Genomic DNA, 25,089 nt, shown 5'->3' on the forward strand with positions numbered 1-25,089 from the left:
GAGAAGTTTTGTTCGAATGTGAGTAGTGCGACGCTTACGACTGCGAGAGGACGGCAAGCTCGGCGGGGAGCGTGACTTCAAGCAGTTCGAGGTCGGGGCTGCATTCGGCAAAGCCGTACGACATCTCTCCCGGAATCGTGATGCTGTCGTCCGTCGTGAGCGGGTACGCGTTCTCGCCTTGCATCACCGTCAGTTGTCCGGACAGCACGAAGAAGAAGCAGAACTCCGACACGTGCTTCTGCTGCTCGAGCGCCGCCGCCCGTTCCGGCCGCACCACGCGCACGCCGGCCAGACCGGCGGTCGCGCCGCCGATCCCCGTATCGGACGCGACGAAGCCGTTGATCCGCCACGGCGTCCAGCTCGCGTGCCGCCTTTCGTAGCGCAAGAACCGCTGTCCGTCGAAATCGCGCTCTGGTTCGAGCGTCGGAGTCGGCAGCGTCGTGCTGTGATCGGCCATGGTGATGTGCTCGGCCGGACTACCGATCTCGACCACCTCCGCGCCTGCCGAACTCTCCAGCACGCGGTGCCGGATGCACGGCGGCTGCAGCACGCAGTCGCCGGCGTTCAGTACGAACGGCTCGCCCTGGCCTTCGTAGACGACGCGCACCCAGCCTTTGCGGCAGAAGATCATCTGGAAGCGGATCTTGTGGAAGTGCACGTAGTCGGGCACCGGGCCGCCTTCGAGAATGCGGATGTGCGACGCGATGAAGGCACCGCCGTGGCGGTTCGGCAGCAGGTCGCGATAACGCAGCCCCGCCCGGCCGACGCTCCACGTGGCGCCGTCCTGCGCTCGGGACAGCACCAGTTCCTGCCGGTTGACGGGCTCTTGCATGCGCGGTTCGGCCGCGATCAGGCGAATTTCGACGCCATTCGGGGCGATCAGCGTGCGCTGCGCTTCGCCGAGTTGCAGTTCGTCGTCGCACAGCACGTCGAGTTTCGTCACGCCGTCGGGCAGGCCGACGCCCAGCCGCAGCGTCAGGTTGAGGCCCGACAGGATCGCCGTGCGGGGACTGTCGGCGGGGAAGATCGCGTCGATGCGAAAACCCAGCCGCTCGATAAAGAACTGCGTCGTCGCGGCGAGATCGGTGCATGACATCGGCACGAGGAAGCCGCGAACGCCGGTGAGCGGCTGGAACGGAAGCGGGGTGGTCATGAAAAGGTATCCGTGGGTTGCTGTCGCTGTGGAACAGGAAGGGTGCAATTGCGTTTCACCATGCCTGCCACGGCGGCCCGGTCAGCACGCACGACACGCCTTCGCGGCGTGGCGCCTTCGAACGCACGTCGCGCGGCGTCGTCATCGCGGCAGATGCGCGGCGACGCGCTCGATACCGGCCACGGTGGTGCCGGCGCCAGGCGACAGCCGCAACGTGCGGCCGCGCGCATCGATCAGGATACGCTGCGCGGCCAGCGCGGCGACTACCTGTTGCGGATCGAGATGCGCGGGCGTCTGCACCATGACGCTGCCGCCGCGCGCCGCGTCGTCGCGTGGCGACAGCAGCGTGTAGCCGAGACCGTCGGCGATTTCGATCAGATGATGGCACAGCGCGAGGTTGTGCGCGCGCAGCTTGCCCGGCGGCTGCGCGAGCAGCCAGTCGAAGCCGGGTTTCGACGCGACGAACGGCAGCAGCGACGGCGTACCCGTGTCGAAGCGGCGCGCGTCCGGTGCGTACGCGAAAGTGTCGAGGTTCCAGTTGAACGGATCCGCCTGGCTGAACCAGCCGCGCACGCCAGGCTGCATGCCGGTGGCCAGCAGATGCGGCGCGATATAGCCGAGGCCCGTGCCGGGCGCGCCGCACAGCCACTTGAGCGTGGAGCCGCAGACGCAATCGAATGGCGTCTCGCGCAGATCGAACGGCAGGATGCCGGCGCCCTGCGTGATGTCGACCGCAACGAGGCTGCCGGCGCTGCGCGCGTGGGCGGCGAGCGCGGCGAGGTCGACCCGCTTCGAGGTCAGCGACGAGACCCACGTAACCAGCGCGAGCCCGACATCCGCGCTCCAGGCGCCGATGAAGTCTTCGTCGCGCACATACGCTTCGCCTTCGCGCACGGGCACCGTCTTCAGCGTGAAGCCGCGCCGCGCGGCCACGCCGTTGAGCAGGAAATGCAGGCTCGGAAAGCAGTCCGCGGCGACCAGCACGGTGCGCCCAGCCAGCGCGGCGTCGTCGAGGCCGTCGAGAAAGCGCGCGAACACGTCGGTCACGTTCTGTGCGCCGAACACGTGCGCGGCGTCGGCGCCGATCAGCGTCGCCCAGTTCGCCAGCAGCGCGTCGCGCGCGGCGAGCCCGACGCCCCAGCGGCGCTCGTCGGGCGCATACCAGTCGGCCGTGAAGCGCGCGAGCGCCTCCGTCACCGCTGCCTGCTGGCCCGGAAACACGCCGACAGAGTGATACATCAGCCAGCCGCTGAAGTCGTCGCCGGCGGCGAGAGAAGAGGAAGTCATGGTTGCGGTCTCGTCCGGAAATCGCGTCCGGGAACTAGAGGTGTTTGTCGATGAAGCGGTGATAGATGCCGATGCAACCGAGGCTCAACACCGCACAGCCCATCAGGTAGAGCGCCGGCGAGACGGGGTCGCGGGTCCAGTTGATCATGGCTGTGACGAGCCACGGCGTGAAGCCGCCGAACGCCATCACGCCGATGTTGTAACTGAAGCCGAGGCCGGTGCTGCGCACCGTGGTCGGAAAGAGGGACGACAGCACCGCCGCGAGCGGCCCGAAGTAGATCGCCTTCAACGCGCCGGCCAGCACCATGATCGTCATCAGTACCCCGAACGACGGCGCGCCGATCAGCCAGCGGAAGCACGGATAGATTGTCAGCAGCGTGACGACTGCCGAGAGCGTCATCATCCGGCTGCGGCCGTAGCGGTCCGCGAGGTGGCCCATCAGCGGCGTGAACACCATCAGGATCGCGCCGGTCAGAACAGTCGCGGCGAATCCGGTCGACGCAGGCAGATGCAACTGCTTCACCGCATACGTCGGCATGTAGAGAATCATCAGATAGCTCGCGGCCGTCGAGACCGCCATGATGCCCGCCGCGAGCGCGACGCGCCCCAGGTGTCGCGCGAGCAGGTCGCGCACCGGCGCGGCGTGCTGCGCTGCGGACGGCTGCAGCGTGTCGTCGATATGCCGGCGGATGTAAAGACCAACCGGCGCCACCAGCAGGCCGAACACGAACGGCATGCGCCAGCCCCATGTCTCGATCTGCGCGGGCGTGAGCTGGGTGCTCAACGCGAGCCCCGCAAACGACGCGAGCACCGTGGACATCCCCTGACTGGAAAACTGCCAGCTACCCAGAAACGACTTGCGCGCGGACGGCTGTTCAATCATCAGCGCGGTGCCGCTGCCGAACTCGCCGCCCGTCGAAAACGCGATCAGCACGCGCGCGAGCATCAGGCCGACCGGAGCGGCGAGACCGATGCTCGCGTAGGTGGGAATCAGCGCGCAGACCAGCGTGCCGAGCGTGGTGAGCCACAGCGCGGCGAGCAGGGCGGCCTTGCGGCCGCGGCGGTCCGCGTAGCGGCCGAGCACCAGCGCGCCGAGCGGACGGAACACGTATGAAATGCCGAACGTGCCGAACGTCAGCAGCAGCGACACCGTATCGTCGTGGGTCGGGAAAAACAGCTTCGACAGCGTGACCGCGAAAAAGCCATACGCGGCGAAATCGAACCATTCGAGCGCATTGCCGATGCTGCTGGCGACGATCAGGCGCTTGAGCGGCCGGTTGTCCTGGCGGGCGGACGGTCGATCGGTGACGATGGATTGCATGGCGTGAGGTCCGGAGGAAAGCGGCGGCGGGCCGAGGCGGGCAGTGGGGAAATCAGCGCACGGCAGAGGTTCGAAGCGCGTCGTGCACCGCGCGTCCCGATTCGCCGAGATCCCAGAAGAGGCCGGCCATCATCTGCAGCGCTTCGTGCGCGACGCTGCCGAGCAGATGCTCGTCGGGCGCGTGCTGACGGCAGTTCGGATACGAATGCGGCACCCAGATGGTCGCGAGGCCCAGCGTCGTCGCGAAACATTCGTTGGGGATCGTGCCGCCGAGGTTCGGCAGGATCGTCACCGGCTTGCCGGTGGTCGCCGCGATCGAGGCCTCGGCCCAGCGCGACCACGGATGATCGGGGTCGAGCCGCGTCGCGCTGCCTGAGGCCTCGATCGTCACGTCGACGTTGTCGAAGCCTTCGCGGCGCAGATGCGCAATGAGCAGCTCGCGCGCGTTCAGCCAGTCGGTGCCGACCACGAAGCGCAACTGGCAGATGGCCTCCGCATAGGCGGGAATGGCGCTCATCGGCCGGCCGACATTGCCCGCCTGCATCGCGAGCACTTCGAGCGTGTTCCAGGCGTAGACGCGTTCCGCATCGCTGAGACCCGGCTCGCCCCAGCCCTTCGACAGCGGCGGGTCGCCTTCATCGGCACCCACTTCGAGCTTTGCGACCAGTTCGCGCACGCGCGGCGGAATCGGCGGCGGCAGCAGTCTGTTGACGCGGATCCGGCCCTGGCCGTCGACGAGGCTCGCAAGCGCATTCGCCAGCACCGTCGCGGGATTGGCGAGCACGCCGCCCCAGTTGCCGGAATGACGTGCGCCGAACGCGTTCGCGACGCGCAGCCGGAAATGCAGCGCGCCGCGCGAGCCGAGGAACATCGTCGGTGCGGCGGCACGCTGGCGTGGACCATCCGACGCGATCAGCAGATCCGCGCGCAGGCGCTCCGCATAGCGGGCGCACACCGCATCGAGCCCGGGAGAGCCCACTTCCTCGCCCATTTCGACGATCACCTTCGCATTGAAGCCGAGCGCGCCGCGCGTGGCGAGCACCGAGGCGAGCGCCGCGAGGTTGATCGAATGTTGTCCCTTGTTGTCGGCGGTGCCGCGGCCGTACCAGCGGTCGCCTTCGACCCGTAGCTCCCACGGTGAGCGGCCGTCGCTCCAGTTAGGCTCGTCGCCGTTTACTACGTCGCCGTGGCCGTAGATCAGCGCCGTCGGCAGGCCGGCGGCCTCGATGCGCTCGCCGAGCAGCAGCGGCGGCATGCCCGCCACCGGGTTGTCCACGATCTCGGTCGTGAAGCCCAGCGCGTGCAGCGCGGGCGCGATTTCGTCGCACAGATAGCGGCGCAGCGCTGCCCCGGCCTGCGGATTCTGGCTCTCCGTGCGCAGGCCGATGCGGCGGCTCAACGCGGTGTGAAAGGCGCCGCTTTCGAAGTGGCGGGAGGCGTGCAAGAGGGCTGTGGAGCGGGTCATGTAGAGAGGTCGGAGCATCGATGACGTCCAGACTACCGGCAGCGAAAGTTTTTTGTATTCGCAATCAAACAACGTATATTTGCGAAAATCGCAAACCCCGGGTGAGACACGCCATGCGCAATCTGCTCGATTCGTCGCTGTACTACTTCTCGGTGGTGGCGCAGAGCGGGTCGCTGACCGCGGCGACCGACAAGCTGGGCGCGACCGTCTCGGCGCTGAGCCGCCACATCGCGAAGCTCGAGGGCGACGTCGGCGCACCGCTGTTCGAGCGGCACGCGCGCGGCATGGTGCTCTCCGACGCGGGCCGCATGCTGTTGCGCTATGCGCAAAGCAGCCTCGCCGATGGGCAGGCGGTGATGAGCGCGATCCAGGGCGACCAGACGCGGCGCGAGCGCAACCTGCGGATCGCCTGCACCGAGGGCTTCGCGCTCGATTTCCTGCCGAATTCGCTCGGCCCGTTCTACGCGCAGCATCCGGACGCGGTGATCGAGATCGAAGTGACGTCGTCGGACCGCGCGAGCCGCATGCTGGTGGACGGCGACGCGGCGATCGCGCTGTCGTTCAGTCTGAAGCCGGAACCCGACGTGGTGGCGCGCCTCACGCTGCCCGCGCCGGTGATGGCGCTGATGTCGCGCGATCATCCGCTCGCCGTCCGGCCGTCGCTCGTGCTGTCCGATCTGCATCCGTATCCGGTGCTGCTGCAGGACACCGGCACGACGATCCGGCAATTGTTCGACATCGCTTGCAACGTCGAGGGCATCGACGTCGTGACGCCGATCACGAGCCACTATGTCGCGTCGCTGTACCGCTTCACCCAGGTCATTCCCGGCGCGATCATGCTGTCGGGCTTCATGTCGGTCGCGAACCGGCTCGACGCGGACGGGCTCGTCGCGGTGCCGTTCGCGAGCGCGCTGCTGCAGCAGCGCCGCCTGCAGGTCAAGACATCCGCGACGCGGCCGCTCGCCGGACTCGCCACCCTCTGCCTCGATCACCTGATCGCCGATCTGCAGCGCACCCAGGCACGGCACCCGCAGCCGGCGTAACCCGCCGACACGCTAACGCACGGTCGAGCTTTGCGCCACGCGCAAAGCCCGCTTGTTTGATTTCGAACACGCCAGGGAAATTGCGACGCTAGAGTGCATCGACGCTGACTTCGCGAACCACACGCGAAGCGCCCGATTCCATTCAACCCTGGAGATCAATGTGAGAAAGAGCCTGCTTGCCGTCGCGGCGTCAATGTTATTCCTTAGTACTGCTCATGCACAGAGTAGTGTGACGCTGTACGGTATCGTCGATGCTGGTGTCGCCTTCAACAGCAATTCCGGCGGCAGCAGGCTCTACGAGCTGTCGAGCGGAAACATGCAGGGCAGCCGCTGGGGGCTGCGTGGCGCCGAGGACCTGGGCGGGGGCATCAAGGCCGTTTTCGTGCTGGAGAACGGCTACAACGTGACCAACGGCAAGCTGCTGCAAGGCGGCGACGAATTCGGCCGGCAGGCGTATGTCGGGCTGGCGTCGGATCGCTTCGGCGCGCTCACGCTAGGACGCCAATACGATGAGGTGGTGGACTTCGCGGCGCGGTTCGAATCCGCGGCGCAGTGGGCGACCGGCTACGGTGCGCATCCCGGCGATCTGGACAATCTGCAAAACACGAACCGCGTGAACAACGCGATCAAGTTCCGCAGCATCGATTACGCGGGCTTGAAGTTCGGAGGCGTGTACAGCCTTGGCGGCGCCGCCGGGCACCTCGGCACGAACCAGATCTGGTCGCTCGGCGCGGGGTACGACAACGGACCGCTGTCGCTGGGTCTTGCGTACCTGAATGCGCGCGACCCGAACTTCTCGTTCTTCGGCAACAACAGCACGTCGAGCACCACCGCGTCGAACATGACGGCCAGCAATGTCTATTCGGGCTATGCGTCCGCGCAAACCCAGCAGATCATCGCGGCGGGCGCGGCGTACCGGATCGGCAACGCGACCCTAGGCGCGATGTACACCAATACGCAGTTCCGCGGACTGGGTGCGTTCGCGTCGCTCGACTCGCTGCATTACCACGGCACGGCAGCGTTCCACAACGCCGAAGCGAACTTCAAGTATCTGGTGACGCCGGCGTTGACGCTAGGTGTTGCTTACGACTACACGAAGGGCTATGGCGTGAACGACGCGACGTATCAGCAGGTCAACCTGGGTGCCGACTATTTCCTGTCGAAACGAACCGATGTCTATATCTCGGGCATCTACCAGCATGCGAGCGGTACGGACTCGACCGGCAAGACGGCGGTCGCGGACATCACGGGGTTCTCTGCATCTTCGACCGGCAACCAGCTCGTCGCGATAACTGGCATAAGGCACAAGTTCTAAGAGCCTTCGCACGGGATAAGCTGGGCTGGCATTCACGTCGTGGCTTTGCTCTATCGGGCGGAGCGCGCGTCTTTCCGGATGCGCCAGTGCGGCGAGGCAGGTGCAGTAGCATCGAGGCTAATGCACTAAGCGGATCTGTTTCGTTCCAGGCGCGCGAACATGACAATCGAGAACAGCAGGACAAGCGCCACGGAAACCAGCGCCACGCCAAAGCGCCGATAGGCCGCCTCGCCATCGGCCGAGGTCATGAAAATCCCAAACACGGCCACGCCGAACGCACCGGCTATCTGCCGGAAGAAATTCACCACGGCCGAGATCATGCCGCCGCGTTCCGGGCCGATCGAATTCATCGCGATGGCAGTGATCGTCGGCGTAATCAAGCCGGTTCCGAAGGTCGTCAGCGCGAAGGCCGGCAGCATCGAGGCGTAGCCGTTGCGCAGCGCGGGGAGGGCGAGGTACAGCAAGCCGGGAATCATCAGCGCGAAGCCGATCGCGATGGCGCGCTGCGGGCCGTGCGTCTTGCTGATCCTGGCGCTCAACAGGTTGGAGACGATCAGCGGCAGCGTGATCGGTATGAAGGCGAGGCCGGCCTGCAACACCGTCATCTTCAGATAGTGCCTGAAATACAGGCTCGAAAAGAACACCATGCCGAAGTAGACGAAATTCACCATCACGGCAATCAGCAATGCCTTCTGCAGTCCGATGTTGCGGAAAATCTCCAGTGGAATCGCCGGGTCGTGCAAGCGGTTCTCAAGCCGGATGAACAAGACGAACGCCGCCGCTGCCCCCGCCATGAGCGCCAGTTTCGCCTCGCGCGACAGGCCGGCGTAATTGATGATAAGAACCAGAAGCGTGGTGGCGAAGCAGAGAATCAGCACCTGGCCGATCCAGTCCTGCTTCCTCGCCTTGCGCAGTGGCGTAGCCCTCACGTATTTCGCCGTGAGAACCATGCCCAGTGCACAGACCGGCAGGTTGATGAAAAAAATGTAGCGCCAGTTCGCAACGGAATTGATGATGCCGCCGAAAATCGGACCGCAGGTCAGCGCGGCGCCGCCAAACGCCATCCAGATGGACACCAGCGTCAGCCTGAGACTCTTGTTGTCCCGAAGCGACCAGTTGATGAGCGCAAGCGAATTCGGCACGATGATCGCTGCGCCGATGCCCTGAACGAAGCGGGCCGCCAGCATGGTGGGCACCGTGGGCGCCATGCCGCAGGCGAGCGATGCGACGCAAAAGACCGCGTAGCCGAGGAGCAGAAAATTTTTGCTGCCGTAGCGGTCGCCGAGCACGCCCGCCGAGAGCAGCACAACGGAAAACGACAGCGTGTAGGTATTGACGATCCACTGCAGCATCGCCACGTCGATCTGAAAGTACTGTTGTATCGCGGGCAAGCTGAGGTTGACGATCGAGACATCGAGTTGCACGACGAAGTAGCCCAGTGACGTGGCCGCCATCATCGATACGAGCTGCCAGATGCGCATCGGGTGGTTCACGCCGGCAGTCGCAGTCGCGTACGCGGTTGGAGTCTCGCTCATTGTTCTTCTTCACAGGGGATGCGGATGGCCGCGCCTTGCGCCCTTGTCGATGCAGTCGTCCAAAGGCCGCCGGGCGGCGCCGGAGTTTCGTGGGCACTTAAGGATGCGATGCGCCGGGGTAACTGTCCAATATATTATTGACTGGCTACTAGGTCGAAGAATATATGAATCATGGAGGTGCGGCTCAACTCAGGTTTTCCTCGCCCACAGCGCGAGTCCCGCGCATGCGACCAGCAGCGTGCCCGTGACGAAGAACACCGAATGCAGTCCAAGCGACACTCCAATCGCGCCACCGATCACAGGGCCGACGACTTGACCGCAGAATTGCGCGGACTGCAGATAGCCGAGCATTTGCCCGGTCTTGCTTTCGTCGACCGATTGTCTGGCCAGCTTGGCGATGGACGGCAGGAGTCCAGCGAGGGTCATCCCCATCAGCACGCGCAATCCAGCAAGCTGCCACCACGCTACGACGAAGGCCTGCGGGATCATTACGAGGCCGGTGAGCACCAGACAGCCGATGATGACATTCCAGCTACCGATGCGGTCCGCCAGCGCGCCCAGCCGGGCCGCCGTCAACATGCTGCCTAACGCGGAGCACGCCATGACCACGCCCGCGATGCGAGCCAGGTGTGCGGCCGGAACGCCGAGAGCGCCGATATACACCGTGATGATCGGCTCGATCGACATATTCGCGAGCAGAACCATCATCGCCGTTACAAGAAGCGCCGCTACCACCGCGTAGTTCGCCCGCCGGATTGGGGCTGCGCTCTGGCCGGCGGCTCGATGCCTCGCGTGGTCGGCCGGATCGAAGTCTTCCTTCACGACGAAGATCGTGAGCAACGCCGCCACCGAGATCATCGCCCCGCCGGCGAAGAACGTGCCGCGAATCCCGATCCACTCCGGCAACAGCCCGCCGATCAACGGTCCAACCAGGTTGCCCGCGAGCGCGCCGGTCGACAGGATCCCCAACGCCCAGCCGGCCCGCTCACGCGGCGCCTGCGAGCCGACCATCACGGTGGAGGCCGACGAGTAGCCGCCTACCAGGCCGGCGATCAGACGAAGCGCGACCAGTTCATGGACCGAATGGACGACGCCGATTAACGACATCACCACGGCCATGCCGATCGCCGCGCGCACGAGCATCGGCTTGCGGCCGTAGCGATCGGCCAGACGTCCCCACAGCGGCGCAGTGACCGCCGTCCCGAGAAACGTCGCCCCGAATGCGACCCCGGACCATTGAATGACTGCCGACTGCGATTCGACGCCGAGTTGCCGGACATACAACGGCAGGAACGGCAGCAGCATGCTCAGGCTGACGAGCGTGGTGAACGAACCGAACACACAGACCGCGAGATTGCGTTTCCAGTGGTTCTCATTGCGTTCGGCGTAACCGGCCGAGGTCCGCTGGTGAGCGGGACGCAACAGGGAGTGAGCAGGTTGATTCATTTCTTCCTCAGCGCAGCAAACAGGTCGACAGCCAGAGCGAGTGTCAGCGAAGCGGCGCCGATCGCGAACAGCATCAGGTAGTTGCCGCCGCTCGCCGAAAACAGGAAAGACAGCCCATACGCCGCGACGGCTTGCAGCACGGCGAAACTGGTGGTGGCCTTGCTCCAGGCGCCTTTCTGCGCGGCAGGATGGTGTACCAGGAGTTCATTCACGCGGCCTAATACGAGCGGCACGATGCCCGGCGTAAACGCGCCCACCACCACGCTCGACACCATCAACCCGGCGGGCCCGAGCCCGAGCGCCGGAAGCGCAACCGCGACGATCTGCATGACATAGGCGGCGCGCAGCGCCGGGCCGAAACCGGCACGGTCGGCCAAGTGGCCGGTGAGCAGCGGACCGACGATGGCGCCGAGGCCATACAACACCCAGTACTGCGCGCCGGCGTCAACGCCCTTGCCGAGCCCGCGGGCGACGAAGTCCACCAGAAAGATCATGTGCGGAACCAGACCGGCCGCGTTCAACGCGTACTCCACGTACAGCGCGCGCAGCGCCGGTGCCGGATGCGCGCTGCGATGGGCAGCGTGGGAAGGGGCGGGCGGGGGCGTCGACGGGTCCTGTTGCGGCCAGCCACTCCATGCGACGGCGGTCAACAGCAGCGACACCACGCCCAGTCCGAGCCACGTCTGGGTCAGCCCCTGGCGCAGCAGCAGCGGCACGATCGTCCCCGACGCCGCAATCCCCAGACCGATGCCGGTGAAGATGGCGCCGCCCGCGAAGCCGCGCCGGGACGGCGCGACGTGCGCCAGAATCGTCGGTGCGGCGAGCACCATCAGCGCGCCGCCGGACAACCCCGAGGCGAAGCGCCACAAGAAGAACCACAGAAACGACACGGGGAACGCACAGGCGATGAAGGCGATGGCCGCCAGCAGCATCATGGCCCGCAAGACGGTGGCGGGCGACGACCATTTGACCAGCAAGCGCGCGGCGAGCGCCCCGGCAAGATAGCCGCCCAGATTCGCCGCGCCGAGATAGGCCGCCGTCGAGGCCTCGAACCAGTGTGCGCCGATGATGGCCGGAAGCAGCGGCGTATAAGCGAAACGCGCCAGCCCGATGCCGACCAGACTCGCGCTGGCGCCTGCCACGGTGCCCCGCCACACGTTGAAGCTCGGCGCTTCTGATTTGCCCAACGCTGCGTAATCCATGCTGCCTCCGCTACACCAGGCGCCAGCCAGGTACCTGTTTTTGATGGAGTCAGTCTAGATTGAACCGATTCAGGAGAGAATCGCCTCGTTACGGAAGACATTCTTCCGCCGGCCGATTCAATCAGTGCCGGTAATCAGTTGCAACTGCTTGAAATGGCGGCGCAGGCGCGGGGCCGCGAAATCGACAAAAGCGCGTACTTTCGGGACCGAAAGGCGCCCTTGCGGTGTCAGGAGATGGACGGGGAGCGGTGCATGTTCGCTATCGCGCAAGACGATCTTGAGCGTGCCTTCCTTGATCTGCTGGGCCACGTGGTAGGAGAACAGGCGCGTGACGCCGTGGCCGGCCACCGCCGAGGCGACCGCGGCGCGGATCGTGTTGACGATGAAACGCGGCGTGAATTGCACCACGAGCGGAATCGTCGAATGGCCCGCCGGCGGAAAGCTCCACGAATCCAGGCCGAAATGCGTCATCGAGATGATCTGGTGCTGGGCGAGATCGGCCGGCTCGTCGATGCGCGGGTGCTTCGCGAGGTAGCGCGGCGAAGCGGCGACGACCCGCCGGACTTCGCCGACGGGTATCGCGATCAAGGTCGAGTCGGGCAGATGCGCGATGCGCAGCGCCACGTCGATGCCCTCGTCGATCAGGCTGACCGGGCGGTCGAGCAATTGCAGGCGTACCGAGACATCCGGATAGCGTTCGATGAAATCGTCCAGGATCTGGCGCAGCACATCCTCGCCGGCGGAGACCGGTGCGGTCACGGTCAGCAGACCCCGCGGCGCGGACTTTTCGTCCGCGACCAGCAGATCGGCTTCCTCGAGCTCGGTCAGGATGCGCCGGCAGGCGGACGCATAGCGTTCGCCTGCTTCGCTCAGCTTGATGGTGCGCGTGGTCCGGTGCAGCAGGGCCGCTCCGGTGTGCTCTTCGAGGAAGGCGATCGCCCGGCTCACCGCCGCCGGCGAGCGGCCAAGCCGGCGGGCTGCGCCTGCCAGACTGCCTTCGTCCAGCGTGGCGACGAACACCTTCATCGCGTCGATTCGGTCCATTTGCGTGAGATCGTCGGTGGCCTGATTGCCTCCCGAAGTCTACCGCGCAGGCGCCGCAGCGCGCCTATTTCAAGCCACGCTGCTTGCGATACTCGTCGGTCGGCAGGCCGCCCCAACCCCAGTTCTCCGTCTCGACCTCTTCGATCACGACAAAGGTCGCTTCGAGCGGTTTGTTCAGGACGTCGAGCAGCAGGTGGCTCACGCCTTTGATCAGTTGCGCTTTCTCTTCCGCGGTGACGGAGTCGTTGCCCGGTTTGGTGCCCTCGCGGGTCACCTGAATCGTGACGATCGGCATGGTGTTCTCCTTGATAGTGGGTGACGAACAAGGCACCGCCTGGCGGCGCCCGCTTATGCTCAGTGGCCGGCGCTCTGGCCGCCGTCGACATGCAGGATCTCGCCCGTGACGAAAGGTGCGGAATCCAGATACAGGATGGCTTGCACGATATCGCTCATCTCGCCCATGTGGCCCATCGGATGGAGCGCGCCGAGTGCCGCATGCGTTTCCTCCGCGTGCATCGGCGACTTGATGATGCCCGGCGCGACCGCGTTGGCGCGAATGCCGCGTTTGGCGTATTCGATCGCGAGCGACCGGGTAGCCGCGTTCAGGCCGCCCTTGGTCAGCGAGGCGAGTACCGAAGGCACGCCGTCGATCGCCTGGTCGGCCAGCGTAGTGCTGATGCTGACGACGTGACCGCTCGAACGCTTCTCCATTTCGGCGACGGCAAGTTGCGTGATGTAGAAGAAGCCGGCGAGATTTACGCCGGTGATGGCGGCGTAGTCTTCGGCGGTGTAGGAGGTGAAAGGCTTCGCGATGAAGATGCCGGCGTTGTTGACCAGGGTATCGATGCGGCCGAAACGCGCCACGCCTTCGCTGATCACGCGGCGAGCGGTCTCGGGATCGCCGATATCGCCCGCGATGGTCAGGATGTTGGGGTCTTCCGACGGCTTGATGCTGCGTGCGGTGGCAACGACGCGGTAGTCGCGTTGACGGAACGCTTTGACCACCTCTGCGCCAATGCCTTGTGACGCACCTGTAACGACAACGACCTTGTGTGAATCGCTCATGATAAACCTCAGAATAAGTTGAATCGGCTGTCTTGCCGATCGGGCCTGCGGCTCCGATAGGGGCTTACTCTAGGCGCGTCGGCGTCAGGTTCGAATACCCGCCGTGGACAAACACCTGTGACCCGGCGGAACAAATCGGGTGCGGCAACGTTGGGGGATTCCGGCGGGGGGCGTTCGCAGGTCCGCTTCGCGCAGGGAGGAGGGTTGTCGTACCATGCGATGCTCGCCTGCGTTGTGGCAGGCGCCATGGAGCGACCATGCAGCGTCAATTTGACGACCTTCTTCTAGGCAGCATCGAACTGTTCTGCCTTGCCGCCGAGCTGGGAAGTTTCACGACCGCTGCGACCGCGGCTAGCGTCACGCCTGCCGCGGTCAGCCGTTCGGTGGCGCGCCTGGAAAAGCGCCTCGGTGTCAGGCTGTTCGTGCGGACCACGCGGCAGATCCGCCTGACCGATCTGGGACGGCGGTACTTCGAGCAATGCCAGATGGCCCTGAGACAACTCGCGGACGCCGAGCGGGAAGCGACGGGGCAACAGGTCACGCCGGCCGGCGTCCTGAGAATCAGCATGCCGACGCCGTACGGCCATTACCGCGTGCTGCCGCTGTTGGCGGAGTTTCGTGCGCGCTACCCGCAGGTCAGCGTCGAAACGCACCTCAGTAACCGCAACATCGACTTCGCAGAAGAAGGCTTCGACCTGGCGATTCGCGGGCGCGCGCCGCGCGATTCCGGTCTGATTGCGCGCAAGCTCGAGGACGCGGAACTCGTTGTCGTGGCGTCGCCCGCGTATCTGCGCAAAGCCGGCAAGCCGGATGCGCCGGACGATCTGATCAACCACGACTGTATCCAGTTCGAGTTGCCGAGCAGCGGCCGCAATATCCCGTGGGCGTTCATGCGCGAGGGCGAGGCGGTGGAGATAGAGACGCGCGGCGGCTATGGCTCATCGGGCGACGTGCTGGCTGGTGTGACGCTGGCGCGTCATGGGGCGGGCCTGTTCCAGACTTATCGGTTCGTGGTCGAGAAGGAGCTCGCGGATGGCACGCTCGAGGAACTGCTCAAACCCTATGGCGGGTGCTCGCGGCCGTTCATCCTGCTGTATCCGCACGCTCGGCATCTGTCGTCGCGGGTGCGCAGTTTCGTGGACTTTTTGATGGAAAAGCTGGAAGCGTAGCTCGCTTTTCTTCCGTGTCACGGAACCAGACTTCCGCACGGGAGCGTTCGGCAACCCAGGAGTGGGGCTGCGGCGCGTTGAATTCACGATCGATGAACCGGCGACCCCATTCGACCGCGTCTCTAACCGCTTCCTGTTCTGTCAGCCATTCGGGCTGAACGGTCATGGGGCGAAGTTCGACGACCTTTCCCGCGCTGTCTTTCAGGCTGACATTGGCGACCCGGGCGCCGAGCGTGTTGGTCTCAGCGCGCACGACGATCTCAAAGCCGCGATACGAAACAGTGCTTGCCGGCATCGCACTCTCCTTTAACGTTCGCGACTGACATCCGGTTGTAACCTGACGTGCATGTCTTACACCTTGAGCCATCATGCCGCAATTTCGGCCACGCGGCACGAGGGCGTTGCGCGCGAGCGCCGCAACGCCGTGGCTATTGAAAACCGATCCATTCAGCGTGAAGCCTCGCACTCGTATGAGGAAATCACAAGGATTCGTATCTTTTGCTGGAGATGGACGAATGCAAAGTCGCGGTAGATCATTACGTGGACAACGTCGACGATTCTAGGTAAGGGAGAGAACCATGCCGGATCAACAGGGGAACTTGAGCGAGGCGTTTATCGCGCAGCAACGCACGCGCCTCGAAGTGCTGCGCCGGGAACTGCTGGGCAGCAAGGAAAATGCCATTGCGGACGAACGGGCGTCGCGGGAGCAGCGCGGCGACGAAGCACAGGAGCTCGAGGACGACGCGCAAGGAATGGCACAGGACGAGATCAACCAGTCGTTGCGTAACGTGAACGACCAGCGCATTGGCGATATCCAGCGCGCGCTGCGGAAGATCGACGAAGGCACCTACGGCTTCTCCGACGAAAGCGGCGATCCGATACCCAAGGCCCGACTCGAGGCCATGCCGGAGGCTATCTACACCGTTGAAGAGCAGGGCCGCCGCGAGGCAGGCCGCTGAGCGACGGACAGGCCGTCCAATGTCTATCATCGGAAAGACCGATGTTCTCTTGTCCTCGATTCATTCATGGAATTCGAGGGTGAATTTAGTATTCGCAATGCTAAACATATACGGGCTGGCGCACGCTGGTGCGTGATTGCCGGCCATCAACCGTTTGGGTGCGATTTCAACAGCAACGGATAGCAGGAGCCGGAAATGAACGTGCGGCAACGGTGAGGGAAGTCGCCAGGGGCTGCCGGCCGGCGTCATTGCGAAAATTACGCGGCTATTTCCGCATCATCGCGGTTACCAGAAAATGGAACGGAAACGTAAGGAGCGAGGTCGCCCCGAATCCCGAACCGTCAATAACTAGTCGCGCAACTAGCCGCGAGTGGCGTCTGCGGACGTTGCCAAAGTATTATGGCGGCTTTATGCAAGACGCATCCTGAAAGGGATGGAAAGATTGTGTAAGGACTTGTCGCCCAAGGGGCCTTAATCGTAGGTTCTAATGTCGCCGGCGTGAGGGATTATCGCCGTGCAAGTTTGCCTCGCAGGCTCGCGTGTTCCCATTCCCGTCTTTCTAAAGGTTAACGGACGCCATGGCGGATTCTTTACCCATGACGGCGACTATTTGACTTGCCCGAAGTTCGCTGCCCGCTGCGGGCGGTGCAACTTCCGACTGACAACGAAGAGGAATCGTTGAATACCTTGTTTGTAAGAACCATTTTGCTGGTGATGGTGGTGCTGGTCTCGGTACGGGCAGGCGTCATGCTGCTGGTATCCGCGCCTGCGGCAAGCAACGACGCAAGCGCGCTGCAGACTGCCGTCTTCACCGAACGTCTTGGTCCCGACGACAGGCTGGATACGGTCTCCGAGCCGCTTGCCGCGGTGCCGGTGGCGCCTGTTCCGCTGGTGCCCGCCGTGATGAAGCCCAACCTCGCGGCGCGGCCGAGAATTGTCGACTTTCGCCCGGCAGCGTACGAGGCGCCGGGTTCCGCCGGCTTGTTCAATGCCGCCGACACGTGGGCGCCGTACACGTCCGACAGGGCTCGCGACAATCCGGCATGGTCCGATGCACTTCCTGAGCCATGGCCGATGGATTCCCGCTTCGCTTTCGCGGAGTGGGGCCTGTCGCTGGTGATTCTTGCGCTCGCGTGCCTCGGTCTGTGGAGCATGCAGCGCCCGTTGCGCAATGTGGCTCACGCGGCTCGCGAAACGGCCGAAGCGGCTCACATGGCGTGTAGCCGTCGCGTCGCCGCGACCGTGCGCGAAGAAGGGCCGAACGAGTTGCGTCGCGTCGTGCGCGCGTTCAATGAAATGTCGCGGCGCCGCAACGAGGCGCTCGAAGAACAGGCGGCGGCGCTTGCGGGACTCGCCCGGCATATGGAGCATCAGGCGGCGCGGCTGCGCAGCCGCGCCCTCGAAGTCAACGAGTGGCATATGCGGGTGGCCTTCGTCGAAGACATCGATTCGTTTTCGGACATCGCCCAGCAACTGCTCCAGGTGGCGGGACGCGGCAACGGCGTAGAGCAGGTCGTTTCCGTCGATGGCTTCTTGCGCGACCGCTTCTCGATGATCGGCAGCATGGACGGCGCCTTGTTCGCCTGCGATCTGAAGGCCGGGCCGCAGTTCGTGATGCCGCGCCCGCTGCTCGAACGCCTGATGTCCAATCTGGTCGACAACGCGCTCGAACATGGCGAGCCGCCCATCGAGATCAGGACTTCACGCGATGCGCGCGGCTGGCTTCTCAGCGTGCGCGATCACGGCGCTGGCATTCGCGCGAGCGAAATGGCGAGCGCCACCACGCCCTTCGTACGCCTGAACGCCACCGAGGGCAGCAGCCAGCACTGGGGTCTTGGTCTCGCCGTGGTGGCGAGGCTCGCGCGCAGTTGCGGCGCGAGTCTCAAGCTGGGCAATCATCCCGATGGCGGTCTGTGGGTGCGCCTCGTTTTGCCGACAGATTGAAATACGCGTGAACTTTCGCGCCTTGTCGATTTTCGGCGCCGCGATTCGTCGTAGGGTAAAGCATGCTCGCAGGCCGTCAGCGCCCGGCAGCTTTCCTTCACGAACCCAGGTGGCCGCCATGACACTGAAGCTCTACGCTCATCCCTTTTCGTCGTACTGCCAGAAGGTCATCACCGCGCTGTACGAAAACCATACGCCGTTCGAATTCCGCCAGATCGCCTACGACAACCCGCAATTGATGGCGGAGCTCACCGCGTTGTGGCCATTCAGGAAGTTTCCGGTGCTGGTCGACGTGGACGCCGGCCGTACGGTGGTCGAGGCGACCGTGATCGTCGAGTATCTGGGCTTGTACCATCCGGGGCCGGTCTCGCTGCTGCCGGCGGACCCGCGCGCCGCGCTCGAGGTGCGCAGCATGGACCGCTTCTTCGACAACTACATTTCGACGCCGCAGCAAAAGGTGGTGGACGATAGCCTGCGCGCCGAACACGAGCGCGATCCGCGCGGGGTCGCCGCCGCCCGCGCAATGCTCGATACCGCTTACGCCTGGCTGGACAAGACGATGGCCGGGCGCGAGTGGGCCGCGGGCGAGCGCTTTAGCCTCGCCGATTGCGCGGCGGCGCCGTTCCTGTTCTACGCGGACTGGACGCATCGGATCGACCCGTCGTTTGCGAATGTGCTGGCCTACCGGCAACGGCTGCTGGCGCGGCCGTCCTTTGCGCGCGCCGTCGACGAAGCGCGTCCGTACCGCCCGCTGTTCCCGCTCGGCGCGCCTGATCGGGACTGAGCGGCGCGGGGCGTTGGGGCTATCTGGAGGGTGATTCGGGGGCGATTGTTAGCGATCTCACAACTGTGATTTCAATCTATCGGCATAGACTTTCGATAGGGTTCCCCTAAACTTCTCTCCACTATCGCGCTGTCGAGGTGGTTGAACAGCGCGTCCCCAAGCAATGGAATACAGCAGTAGAAAAGTGAGGTGATGTCATGGTGCAGATACTCGAGGGTGTGGCCGTTCTCGGCGCATTTACCCTTTATATGATCCCCTCGATCGAAGCCGACGCGCGCAATCGCGACGACGCTTTCGCCATCACGATGGTGAATGTGCTGCTCGGCTGGACCGTGATCGGCTGGATCGCGGCATTCATGTGGGCGCGCCGTCCGGCAACCGAGAAGCGTCTGACCCATCTGGTGCGCCGGACCCGCCGCGCGGTGGCGCGGGTCACGATCGAAAAGCTGGTCATGCATGCAGAGCATCGTGCCGCGTTGCAGCGGCGCATGACCGGCAAGCTGCGCGTGCGGCCCCGTGCCGGCGTGTTGGCGCGTCAGTCTTGAGCCGGAGCCGCGCCGCGCGCGGCTTAGTCGCCGGCGGGCGGTTTGGCGGCGCCTTCGAGAAAGCGCCGCGTCGCGTCGAACGACTGCAGCATTTGCTCGGGCCACGGCGTTTGCAACATGACGGCCTGATGGTTTTCGAAGGCGCTCGACAGCAGTTTTGAAAGCTCGGGCGATTGCAGGTGGCGCAGCAGCACGCTCACGGCAATCGCGGTCGCCTGACTGGCGCCGGCCGTCTGCAGTTCGGACGTGGTGAGGGCGGCGAGTTGTTTGTTGATATCCATGATGGCAAAGAGAAAGTGGGTGCGCTTGACCTGAATTTGCGCGGGCGGGGGCATCGGATATGCACCGCCCGGCACCCGGCGGCAGAAAAACCAACGGCCACCCTCGGTGGCCGTTCGTGCCTGCGTGACCGTAGGCGTTCGGCATGGATGATACCGTGCGCCTCGGGCCTCTACAACCCGCTGCCCGACGCTACGTGCTCGCGATCAAGGCCGGCGCAACCAGTATTGCGATGGGCGAACGGGGCATCGATATTGCCGTGGCGTCTGCCGATATCGTGCTGCTCGGCGACGATCTACGGCGTATTCCGACCTGTATCCGCCTTGGCCGGCGCTGCGGCCGCACCGCGACCATCAATGCGGTGATCGGGCTGCTCTGGACCGTGGAGATTATCGCGCTCGCGGCGATGGGTTGGCTGGGGGCGGTGTGGGTTGCGATCCTGCATAACGTCGGCACGTTTATCGTGATTGCGAACGCCGGCCGCTTGCTGCGCGTCGACGAGGATTCGACCTCGCAGCCGAAGCGGGACGAGCGTGACGGCGACGCGTAGCACACCGCCGCGTTGCGTTAACGGGCAGATGGCCGCGCTAGATATCGACAGTTGCCTTGCCGTGCAGAATGGCCGCATCCAGCTCGTCGAGTTGCAGCAGCAAATCGTCGATGGAGCTGAGCTGGGTTTTGGTGACGTGGTGAGCGTCGAGCAACTGGTACAGACGTTTGCGCCAGTACTCGGGTGGCAGAATGGGGCCGCCGAAATCCCCGCATAAAGACGGCTTCATGACCCGCGCGATGTGCGCGATGTCCTGATCGATCAGTGTAAGCATGTCCTGCCCCCGTGATGGTTTGTACTTGGAATAGATCCATCATTGTTTTGTCTGATTAATACTTTAGATCATATTTATCGTATGGCAAGCTCCCTATGTTGACAGGGTGCGGCGCGCTGGGCGCAGACGCTGGCCGGTTGCAGGCGGGGCGCGGCGGAGCGTGGAACAGGCCATCGTCATCAAGGAAAACCATGATGGAAACCGGCCGCGAAATAGGTAGACTGTAACCAAACGTAACCAAGTGTTGCTAATCATAAGTACGGGGATCTAAACGGGGCCGCGCCGGAGTGGGCGCACAGAAGAGAACGCGGCGAGTAGAAGCCGCGCATATGGAAATGGCCGCAGAGCAATCTGCGGCCATTTTTTTGTGGGTGGCTGATATCGGTTTAGCTCGCTGTAAGGCACTCGGGCAGCGAGCCTGCGCGGCAAGTCAGGGCGCCTCGATGAAGATTGACGGGTCTTAGTGGCAGCGCTTTTCCCAATGATGATGGACCTTCACCTTGTGGCACACCGGATGGTGATAGTCGGCATAGGCGGGCGTGACGACACCGACGGTGACAGCGGCGAACGTGAGCGCAAACAGAACTTTCTTCATGGGGCTTCCCTGGTCGGACGGACCTTGTTGTTGAACGGCCCCCTATCTTATCGCCGCTGCTGTGACATCAATGTCAAGGAAGTGCAAAACCTGAGGCGCGGGTTCGCAGTGACGGCTGGGGTGCAAGCAAGCTAGTGGCCATGTCCACCGCTGCTTCCCCCGCCTTGCCACTGACCGCCGCCATGGCCACCGCCACCGTGCCAGTTACCGCCGCCGCCATGCCAGCCATTGCCACCATGCCAGCCACTGCCGCCGTGCCAGTAGTGGCCGCCATACCCGTGGTAGTAACAGCAACCGCCGCCGTCCCAGATACTGATTGAACCGTAGGCGGGCACGTAGCCGTAGTCGTATCCATATGGATAGCCGTACGGATAACCGGGGTCCGCGTAGTAGGCCTGCCCGTAGTACGGATACCCATAACCTGGCGCGACGGCGCAGCCGGCCAGAGCTGCCACGATCCCGAGCGCCGCAATGACGCGCAACATGACGTTCTCCCTCGATATTCCTAAGAAAGAAGCGTCGGAGCCAAGTTCCGGAACATTTGTGTCTAGTGTTTACAAACACGCCGGCGAGCGTCGTGACTCAGCTTGCTTGCAGGTTGCTTTCCCGCGGTGAATTTTCGCGACGAGGAAATCTCCCGATCAATGAGCGGGTTGTCGTCACGCTTCGAGCGCGAGCGTCGCGAACGTTGCAAGCCAGTGTTCGCCCATATAGTCCCCGGCGACATGTGCAAGCGCGCTGTCGAGATGGCGCTCGGCCGCCTCGATGAGCAGCGCGCGACGCGCATCGTCGGCCGGCAGCGCGCGGGCGAGCGAGCGCTGGCACCAGGCACGGCTGAGATTCAGGCCGTCGAGGTGAGCGATCTTGCCGTCGGTCCGATCAGTCACGGTAACCGGCTCGAACAGCGTGGCCGGCCGGCGTGCCGCAAGCTCCGGCAGGAACGCGCCGAACCATGCGATGAACGGCTCGGCCGGCAGCACGCGGCGCATCAACTCGGCTTCCATCAGCGACGGGGAGAGGAATTCATCTCCCGCCGGTTCCCATGCCTGGCAGGCGACGTCATTCAGATACCAGCGGTGCGCCGTTTCGACCACCAGCGCCGCCAGGGAATCGCGCGAGGTTTGCCGTGCGAAATCGAGCGTCAAGGCGAGTGCGAACGCCATGTTGAAATGCGTGCCCACTCGCAGCGGATAAGTGGCCTTTGGCAGAAACTCTTCGAAACGCTCGACGAATGTTTCGGTTAGCGGTGCGAAGGTTTTACTCCAGCGGGCGGCCTGCGGCAGTTCCAGCTTGTCGATCTGTGCCGACAGCGCCAGCAACCAGCCCCAGCCGTACGGCCGCTCGAAGCCGCGATTGTGCGGCAGGTCGAGATACGCGCGTTCGCCGGCCACGTTGGCCTCGGTGAAATGCTCATCCACCACGGCGACGATGCGTGCGGCTTCGGGCAGCGCGGGGAAACGCTCGAGCAGATGCAGAAGCAGCCAGTAGCCGTGCACGCACGAATGCCAGTCGTAGCTGCCGTAAAAGATCGGGTGCAGTGCCCGCGGTCCCTGAACGTCCTGCGGACCGGCAAGCGAGTGGGTCAGCTTGTTCGGATACTCGCGGGTGAGGTGATCCAGTGCCAGATTGGCAAATTTCGATGCGATAGCGGAAGTGAGTTTAGCAGTCATCGGCGCCTCGTCGGGGGCAGGTCAAAAGCGGAATACGAAGAGATACATCAGTATCGTGTTGACGATCAACAGCAGCAACGCAGTGGGCCATTGCGCCTTGATGACGCCATTCTGATCCTTCAGTTCCAGCAGGGCAGCGGGCACGATGTTGAAGTTGGCCGCCATCGGCGTCATCAGCGTACCGCAGAAACCGGACAGCATGCCGATCGCACCGAGGATCGCCGGATTGCCGTGGAATTGATGGACGATCAGCGGCAGGCCGATGCCCGCCGTCATGACCGGAAACGCGGCGAACGCATTACCCATGATCATGGTGAAGAGGGCCATGCCGAACGTATACGCGGCAACCACCGCGAATGCCGAATCGAGCGGAATCCACGCCTTGACGAGTTCGGAGACGACGTGGCCCACACCGGCCACCGCGAACAGTGCGCCGAGCGCGGCCAGCATCTGCGGCAGGATGGCGGCCCAGCCGACCGCGTCCATCGTGTGCCGGGCGTCCTTGAGCGCGTGGACCGGCGCATCGCGCAACATCAGAAGCGCCACGCCGAACGCGACGAGCGTGCCCAGCACAAGCGAAATGAGGGTTACGCTCTTCGGATCGACGAACGGCACATACTTGAGCGTGAAGGTGCCCACCAGGGTGACGAATGGAATCAGCAGCGCCGGAATAAACAGCTTGTTGCCGAAGCGCTGCGCATGGGCTTCGCGGCGGCTGGCGGCCGCATCGCTCGCGCTGTCGGGCTTGCCTTTGCCGAGCTTGCCCGACCCGGCGATCAACGCGAGCGCGATGGCGAGACAGCCGGTGACGAAGTGCGGCAGCTCGCCGCCGAACATGAACGTGAGGGCGTAGATGCCCCAGAACAGAAAATTGACGATACGGCGCGGATTCGAGCGGTCCTGCAAGCTGAACAGGGCGAACGCGGCGAACATCAGGCCGGCGAGGACGTAGACGGTTTCGAGCTTGATTGTCATCGCGCGAGGCTCCGGCGCTGGGCGCTCATTCGATACGACAGATTGCGGTCGAGCAGCAGCAGGCGGGCGCAATGGATCAGCAGCGCGGCGACCGCGGTCGGAATCGCCCACACGGAAACATGCAGTGGTTCGACCACCACGCCGTTCTGCTCGAGAAAGCCTTTGATGAGCAGAATCGACTGGATGGCGATGAAGATGTCTTCGCCGAAGAACACGGCGATGTTGTCGACGGCGGAGGCGTTCGCGCGAATCTGTTGCCGCACTTCGTCGGGCAGCTCGCCGTAGCGGTTGGCGGCGGCGGCTTCCGCCATTGGCGCAATCAGCGGACGCACCATCTGGGCGTGACCGCCAAGCGAAGTCAACCCGAGGGCGGCGGTGATCTGGCGGATCACGAAATACAGCATCAGCACGCGGCCGGTGGTGGCCGCCTGCAAGCGGGAGATCAGGTGCCGCGCCTGTTCTTTCAGGCCATTGCGTTCGAGCAGGGCGATGACGGGCAAGGTCAGCCAGATCAGGCCCATATAGCGGTTCTCGGCGAAAGCCTTGCCGAACCCGCTGATGATCTCGACCGTGTGCAGGCCGCCTGCCAGACCCGTGGCAATGCCCGCGATCGTCACCACCAGCAATGCGTTGAAGCGCAGCGCGAAGCCGATCACGACGATCGGTATTCCTATCAGAACCAGCATGTTTCCTCCCGTCTCGCTGTGTGGCGGCGATGCGCGCAGGTCACGACGCGCGTCGGCTGACCGCGTGCGCTATCCAGATAGCATCAATCGCGGCGAGGAAATCTAACACGAGAAATTATCGATAAATAGTCGATAAAGTGGTGCATCAGGGTAAACGCGGGGGGTGGGTGTGTGGTGTCCTTGCGCTTCCTAAGCCGGAGATGCGAATTGGGGAACAGCTAAACAGACTCGTTGAGCTATACAGACGACAGACTGACCGGTCAGGTAGAGTGGGGGCACGTTGGATTCACATTCCCCGTGCTAAACAAGCTGATTGAAGGACTGTCATGAGCCAGATCGAGCGTCTGCGTCTTCCCGAAGACGATGCGACTTTCGGAAGCAATCGTATTTTCGACCTGTTCCAATACTCGCCTGCCGTGACGGCAAACGGTCTGGTGTTCATCGCCGGTCAAATCGGTCTGCGTGCCGATGGAACGATCCCGGAAGATCCGAAGGAACAAATCGACGTCGCGTTCAAGCGTATCGAAGCGGTGCTCAAGCATCTGGGTCTCGACTTCACGGACGTGGTCGAACTGGTTTCTTATCACGTCGATGTCGCTTCGCAACTCGCGGCGTTTCGCGAAGTGAAGGAGCGCTATATCCGCTCAGACTTTCCGGCGTGGACGATCCTCGGCATCGCGGCGCTCGCACGTCCCGAGCTGATCGTCGAAATCAAGGTTGTCGCTGCGACTCGCGGGTAAGTTGCATTTGCTTCCCAAGATACCTCTCGGGTGAAGGAATCCG

Annotated in this window: 27 protein-coding genes; 9 read left to right on the plus strand and 18 right to left on the minus strand. The window is 63.9% G+C overall.

Translation table 11 applies throughout. From position 1 onward, the window contains the following. Window positions 1-34: 34 nt before the first annotated feature. The 4 genes from AC1ECK_RS01025 to AC1ECK_RS01040 form a co-directional block, all read right to left on the minus strand. Window positions 35-1,153, minus strand: coding sequence for a cupin (locus AC1ECK_RS01025; protein ID WP_480315012.1), 1,119 nt, complete (start codon window positions 1,151-1,153; stop codon window positions 35-37). Window positions 1,154-1,294: 141 nt separating this feature from the next. Further along, window positions 1,295-2,440: an aminotransferase class V-fold PLP-dependent enzyme gene (locus AC1ECK_RS01030; RefSeq protein ID WP_480315013.1), complete on the minus strand. Its 1,146-nt coding sequence runs from the start codon at window positions 2,438-2,440 to the stop codon at window positions 1,295-1,297. 34 nt (window positions 2,441-2,474) lie between these two features. Continuing rightward, window positions 2,475-3,761, minus strand: a complete 1,287-nt coding sequence (locus tag AC1ECK_RS01035; protein WP_480315015.1) for an MFS transporter — start codon at window positions 3,759-3,761, stop codon at window positions 2,475-2,477. Window positions 3,762-3,813: 52 nt separating this feature from the next. Further along, window positions 3,814-5,226: a M20 family metallopeptidase gene (locus tag AC1ECK_RS01040; protein ID WP_480315017.1), complete on the minus strand. Its 1,413-nt coding sequence runs from the start codon at window positions 5,224-5,226 to the stop codon at window positions 3,814-3,816. A 113-nt stretch (window positions 5,227-5,339) separates the two neighbouring features. Here AC1ECK_RS01040 and AC1ECK_RS01045 point away from each other — a divergent pair, with 113 nt between their 5' ends. Continuing rightward, window positions 5,340-6,269 (plus strand): LysR family transcriptional regulator, encoded by a 930-nt coding sequence (locus AC1ECK_RS01045; protein WP_480315019.1) that lies wholly within the window; start codon window positions 5,340-5,342, stop codon window positions 6,267-6,269. A 160-nt stretch (window positions 6,270-6,429) separates the two neighbouring features. Continuing rightward, the gene (locus tag AC1ECK_RS01050; RefSeq protein WP_480315021.1) at window positions 6,430-7,584 is read left to right on the plus strand and encodes a porin; all 1,155 of its coding nucleotides are present in this window, start codon (window positions 6,430-6,432) and stop codon (window positions 7,582-7,584) included. Between the two features lie 125 nt (window positions 7,585-7,709). Here the strand turns inward: AC1ECK_RS01050 and AC1ECK_RS01055 are convergent, their stop codons facing one another. From AC1ECK_RS01055 to AC1ECK_RS01080, 6 genes are all read right to left on the minus strand, one after another. Next, window positions 7,710-9,119: an MFS transporter gene (locus AC1ECK_RS01055; protein ID WP_480315023.1), complete on the minus strand. Its 1,410-nt coding sequence runs from the start codon at window positions 9,117-9,119 to the stop codon at window positions 7,710-7,712. A 189-nt stretch (window positions 9,120-9,308) separates the two neighbouring features. Next, window positions 9,309-10,565 carry an MFS transporter gene (locus AC1ECK_RS01060; protein ID WP_480315025.1) on the minus strand — a complete coding sequence of 419 codons (1,257 nt, stop codon included), beginning with the start codon at window positions 10,563-10,565 and terminating at the stop codon, window positions 9,309-9,311. After that, window positions 10,562-11,767 (minus strand): YbfB/YjiJ family MFS transporter, encoded by a 1,206-nt coding sequence (locus tag AC1ECK_RS01065; protein WP_480315027.1) that lies wholly within the window; start codon window positions 11,765-11,767, stop codon window positions 10,562-10,564. The genes AC1ECK_RS01060 and AC1ECK_RS01065 overlap by 4 nt, the downstream gene beginning before the upstream one ends. Before the next feature lie 117 nt (window positions 11,768-11,884). Continuing rightward, window positions 11,885-12,811: a LysR family transcriptional regulator gene (locus tag AC1ECK_RS01070; protein ID WP_480315029.1), complete on the minus strand. Its 927-nt coding sequence runs from the start codon at window positions 12,809-12,811 to the stop codon at window positions 11,885-11,887. A gap of 64 nt (window positions 12,812-12,875) precedes the next feature. Beyond that, on the minus strand, window positions 12,876-13,106 hold the full coding sequence (locus AC1ECK_RS01075; protein WP_480315031.1) for a tautomerase family protein: 231 nt from the start codon (window positions 13,104-13,106) through the stop codon (window positions 12,876-12,878). Between the two features lie 59 nt (window positions 13,107-13,165). Next, window positions 13,166-13,876, minus strand: coding sequence for an SDR family NAD(P)-dependent oxidoreductase (locus tag AC1ECK_RS01080; protein WP_480315033.1), 711 nt, complete (start codon window positions 13,874-13,876; stop codon window positions 13,166-13,168). Window positions 13,877-14,133: 257 nt separating this feature from the next. Between AC1ECK_RS01080 and AC1ECK_RS01085 the strand changes: the two genes are divergently transcribed. Next, on the plus strand, window positions 14,134-15,045 hold the full coding sequence (locus tag AC1ECK_RS01085) for a LysR family transcriptional regulator (protein ID WP_480315034.1): 912 nt from the start codon (window positions 14,134-14,136) through the stop codon (window positions 15,043-15,045). Here the strand turns inward: AC1ECK_RS01085 and AC1ECK_RS01090 are convergent. Continuing rightward, window positions 14,960-15,340: a DUF6566 family protein gene (locus AC1ECK_RS01090; RefSeq protein WP_480315036.1), complete on the minus strand. Its 381-nt coding sequence runs from the start codon at window positions 15,338-15,340 to the stop codon at window positions 14,960-14,962. The genes AC1ECK_RS01085 and AC1ECK_RS01090 overlap by 86 nt on opposite strands. A 283-nt stretch (window positions 15,341-15,623) precedes the next feature. On the opposite strand from AC1ECK_RS01090, the gene AC1ECK_RS01095 reads away from it, so the two are divergent. The 4 genes from AC1ECK_RS01095 (at window position 15,624) to AC1ECK_RS01110 (ending at window position 19,277) form a co-directional block, all read left to right on the plus strand. Continuing rightward, the gene (locus AC1ECK_RS01095) at window positions 15,624-16,004 is read left to right on the plus strand and encodes a TraR/DksA family transcriptional regulator (RefSeq protein WP_480315038.1); all 381 of its coding nucleotides are present in this window, start codon (window positions 15,624-15,626) and stop codon (window positions 16,002-16,004) included. Between the two features lie 678 nt (window positions 16,005-16,682). Then, window positions 16,683-17,948 carry an ATP-binding protein gene (locus AC1ECK_RS01100; protein ID WP_480315040.1) on the plus strand — a complete coding sequence of 422 codons (1,266 nt, stop codon included), beginning with the start codon at window positions 16,683-16,685 and terminating at the stop codon, window positions 17,946-17,948. A gap of 118 nt (window positions 17,949-18,066) precedes the next feature. Next, window positions 18,067-18,732, plus strand: coding sequence for a glutathione S-transferase family protein (locus AC1ECK_RS01105; RefSeq protein WP_480315042.1), 666 nt, complete (start codon window positions 18,067-18,069; stop codon window positions 18,730-18,732). Window positions 18,733-18,929: 197 nt separating this feature from the next. After that, window positions 18,930-19,277 (plus strand): superinfection immunity protein, encoded by a 348-nt coding sequence (locus tag AC1ECK_RS01110; protein WP_480315044.1) that lies wholly within the window; start codon window positions 18,930-18,932, stop codon window positions 19,275-19,277. Between the two features lie 23 nt (window positions 19,278-19,300). Here the strand turns inward: AC1ECK_RS01110 and AC1ECK_RS01115 are convergent, their stop codons facing one another. Then, a complete protein-coding gene (locus AC1ECK_RS01115; protein WP_480315556.1) occupies window positions 19,301-19,558 on the minus strand; it encodes a hypothetical protein in 258 nt (85 codons plus the stop codon). Between the two features lie 143 nt (window positions 19,559-19,701). Here AC1ECK_RS01115 and AC1ECK_RS01120 point away from each other — a divergent pair, with 143 nt between their 5' ends. Further along, window positions 19,702-20,106 (plus strand): hypothetical protein, encoded by a 405-nt coding sequence (locus AC1ECK_RS01120; protein WP_480315045.1) that lies wholly within the window; start codon window positions 19,702-19,704, stop codon window positions 20,104-20,106. 37 nt (window positions 20,107-20,143) lie between these two features. Here AC1ECK_RS01120 and AC1ECK_RS01125 read toward each other — a convergent pair whose 3' ends face one another. The 6 genes from AC1ECK_RS01125 to AC1ECK_RS01150 form a co-directional block, all read right to left on the minus strand. Next, complete coding sequence (locus tag AC1ECK_RS01125; protein WP_480315046.1) at window positions 20,144-20,380, minus strand: hypothetical protein; 237 nt, start codon at window positions 20,378-20,380, stop codon at window positions 20,144-20,146. A gap of 460 nt (window positions 20,381-20,840) precedes the next feature. Then, window positions 20,841-20,975, minus strand: a complete 135-nt coding sequence (locus AC1ECK_RS01130; protein WP_480315048.1) for a hypothetical protein — start codon at window positions 20,973-20,975, stop codon at window positions 20,841-20,843. Window positions 20,976-21,106: 131 nt separating this feature from the next. Next, entirely contained in the window at window positions 21,107-21,460 is a 354-nt protein-coding gene (locus AC1ECK_RS01135) for a hypothetical protein (RefSeq protein WP_480315050.1), read from the minus strand. Window positions 21,461-21,634: 174 nt separating this feature from the next. After that, window positions 21,635-22,645 (minus strand): DUF2891 domain-containing protein, encoded by a 1,011-nt coding sequence (locus AC1ECK_RS01140; RefSeq protein ID WP_480315052.1) that lies wholly within the window; start codon window positions 22,643-22,645, stop codon window positions 21,635-21,637. Between the two features lie 21 nt (window positions 22,646-22,666). Further along, a complete protein-coding gene (locus tag AC1ECK_RS01145) occupies window positions 22,667-23,620 on the minus strand; it encodes a DUF979 domain-containing protein (protein WP_480315053.1) in 954 nt (317 codons plus the stop codon). Then, entirely contained in the window at window positions 23,617-24,306 is a 690-nt protein-coding gene (locus AC1ECK_RS01150) for a DUF969 domain-containing protein (RefSeq protein WP_480315055.1), read from the minus strand. Before AC1ECK_RS01150 ends, AC1ECK_RS01145 begins: the two co-directional genes overlap by 4 nt. A 326-nt stretch (window positions 24,307-24,632) precedes the next feature. Here AC1ECK_RS01150 and AC1ECK_RS01155 point away from each other — a divergent pair, with 326 nt between their 5' ends. Continuing rightward, window positions 24,633-25,046 (plus strand): RidA family protein, encoded by a 414-nt coding sequence (locus tag AC1ECK_RS01155; protein ID WP_480315057.1) that lies wholly within the window; start codon window positions 24,633-24,635, stop codon window positions 25,044-25,046. Window positions 25,047-25,089: the final 43 nt, after the last annotated feature.

The sequence above is a fragment of the Paraburkholderia sp. SSBN10T genome (assembly GCF_056619545.1).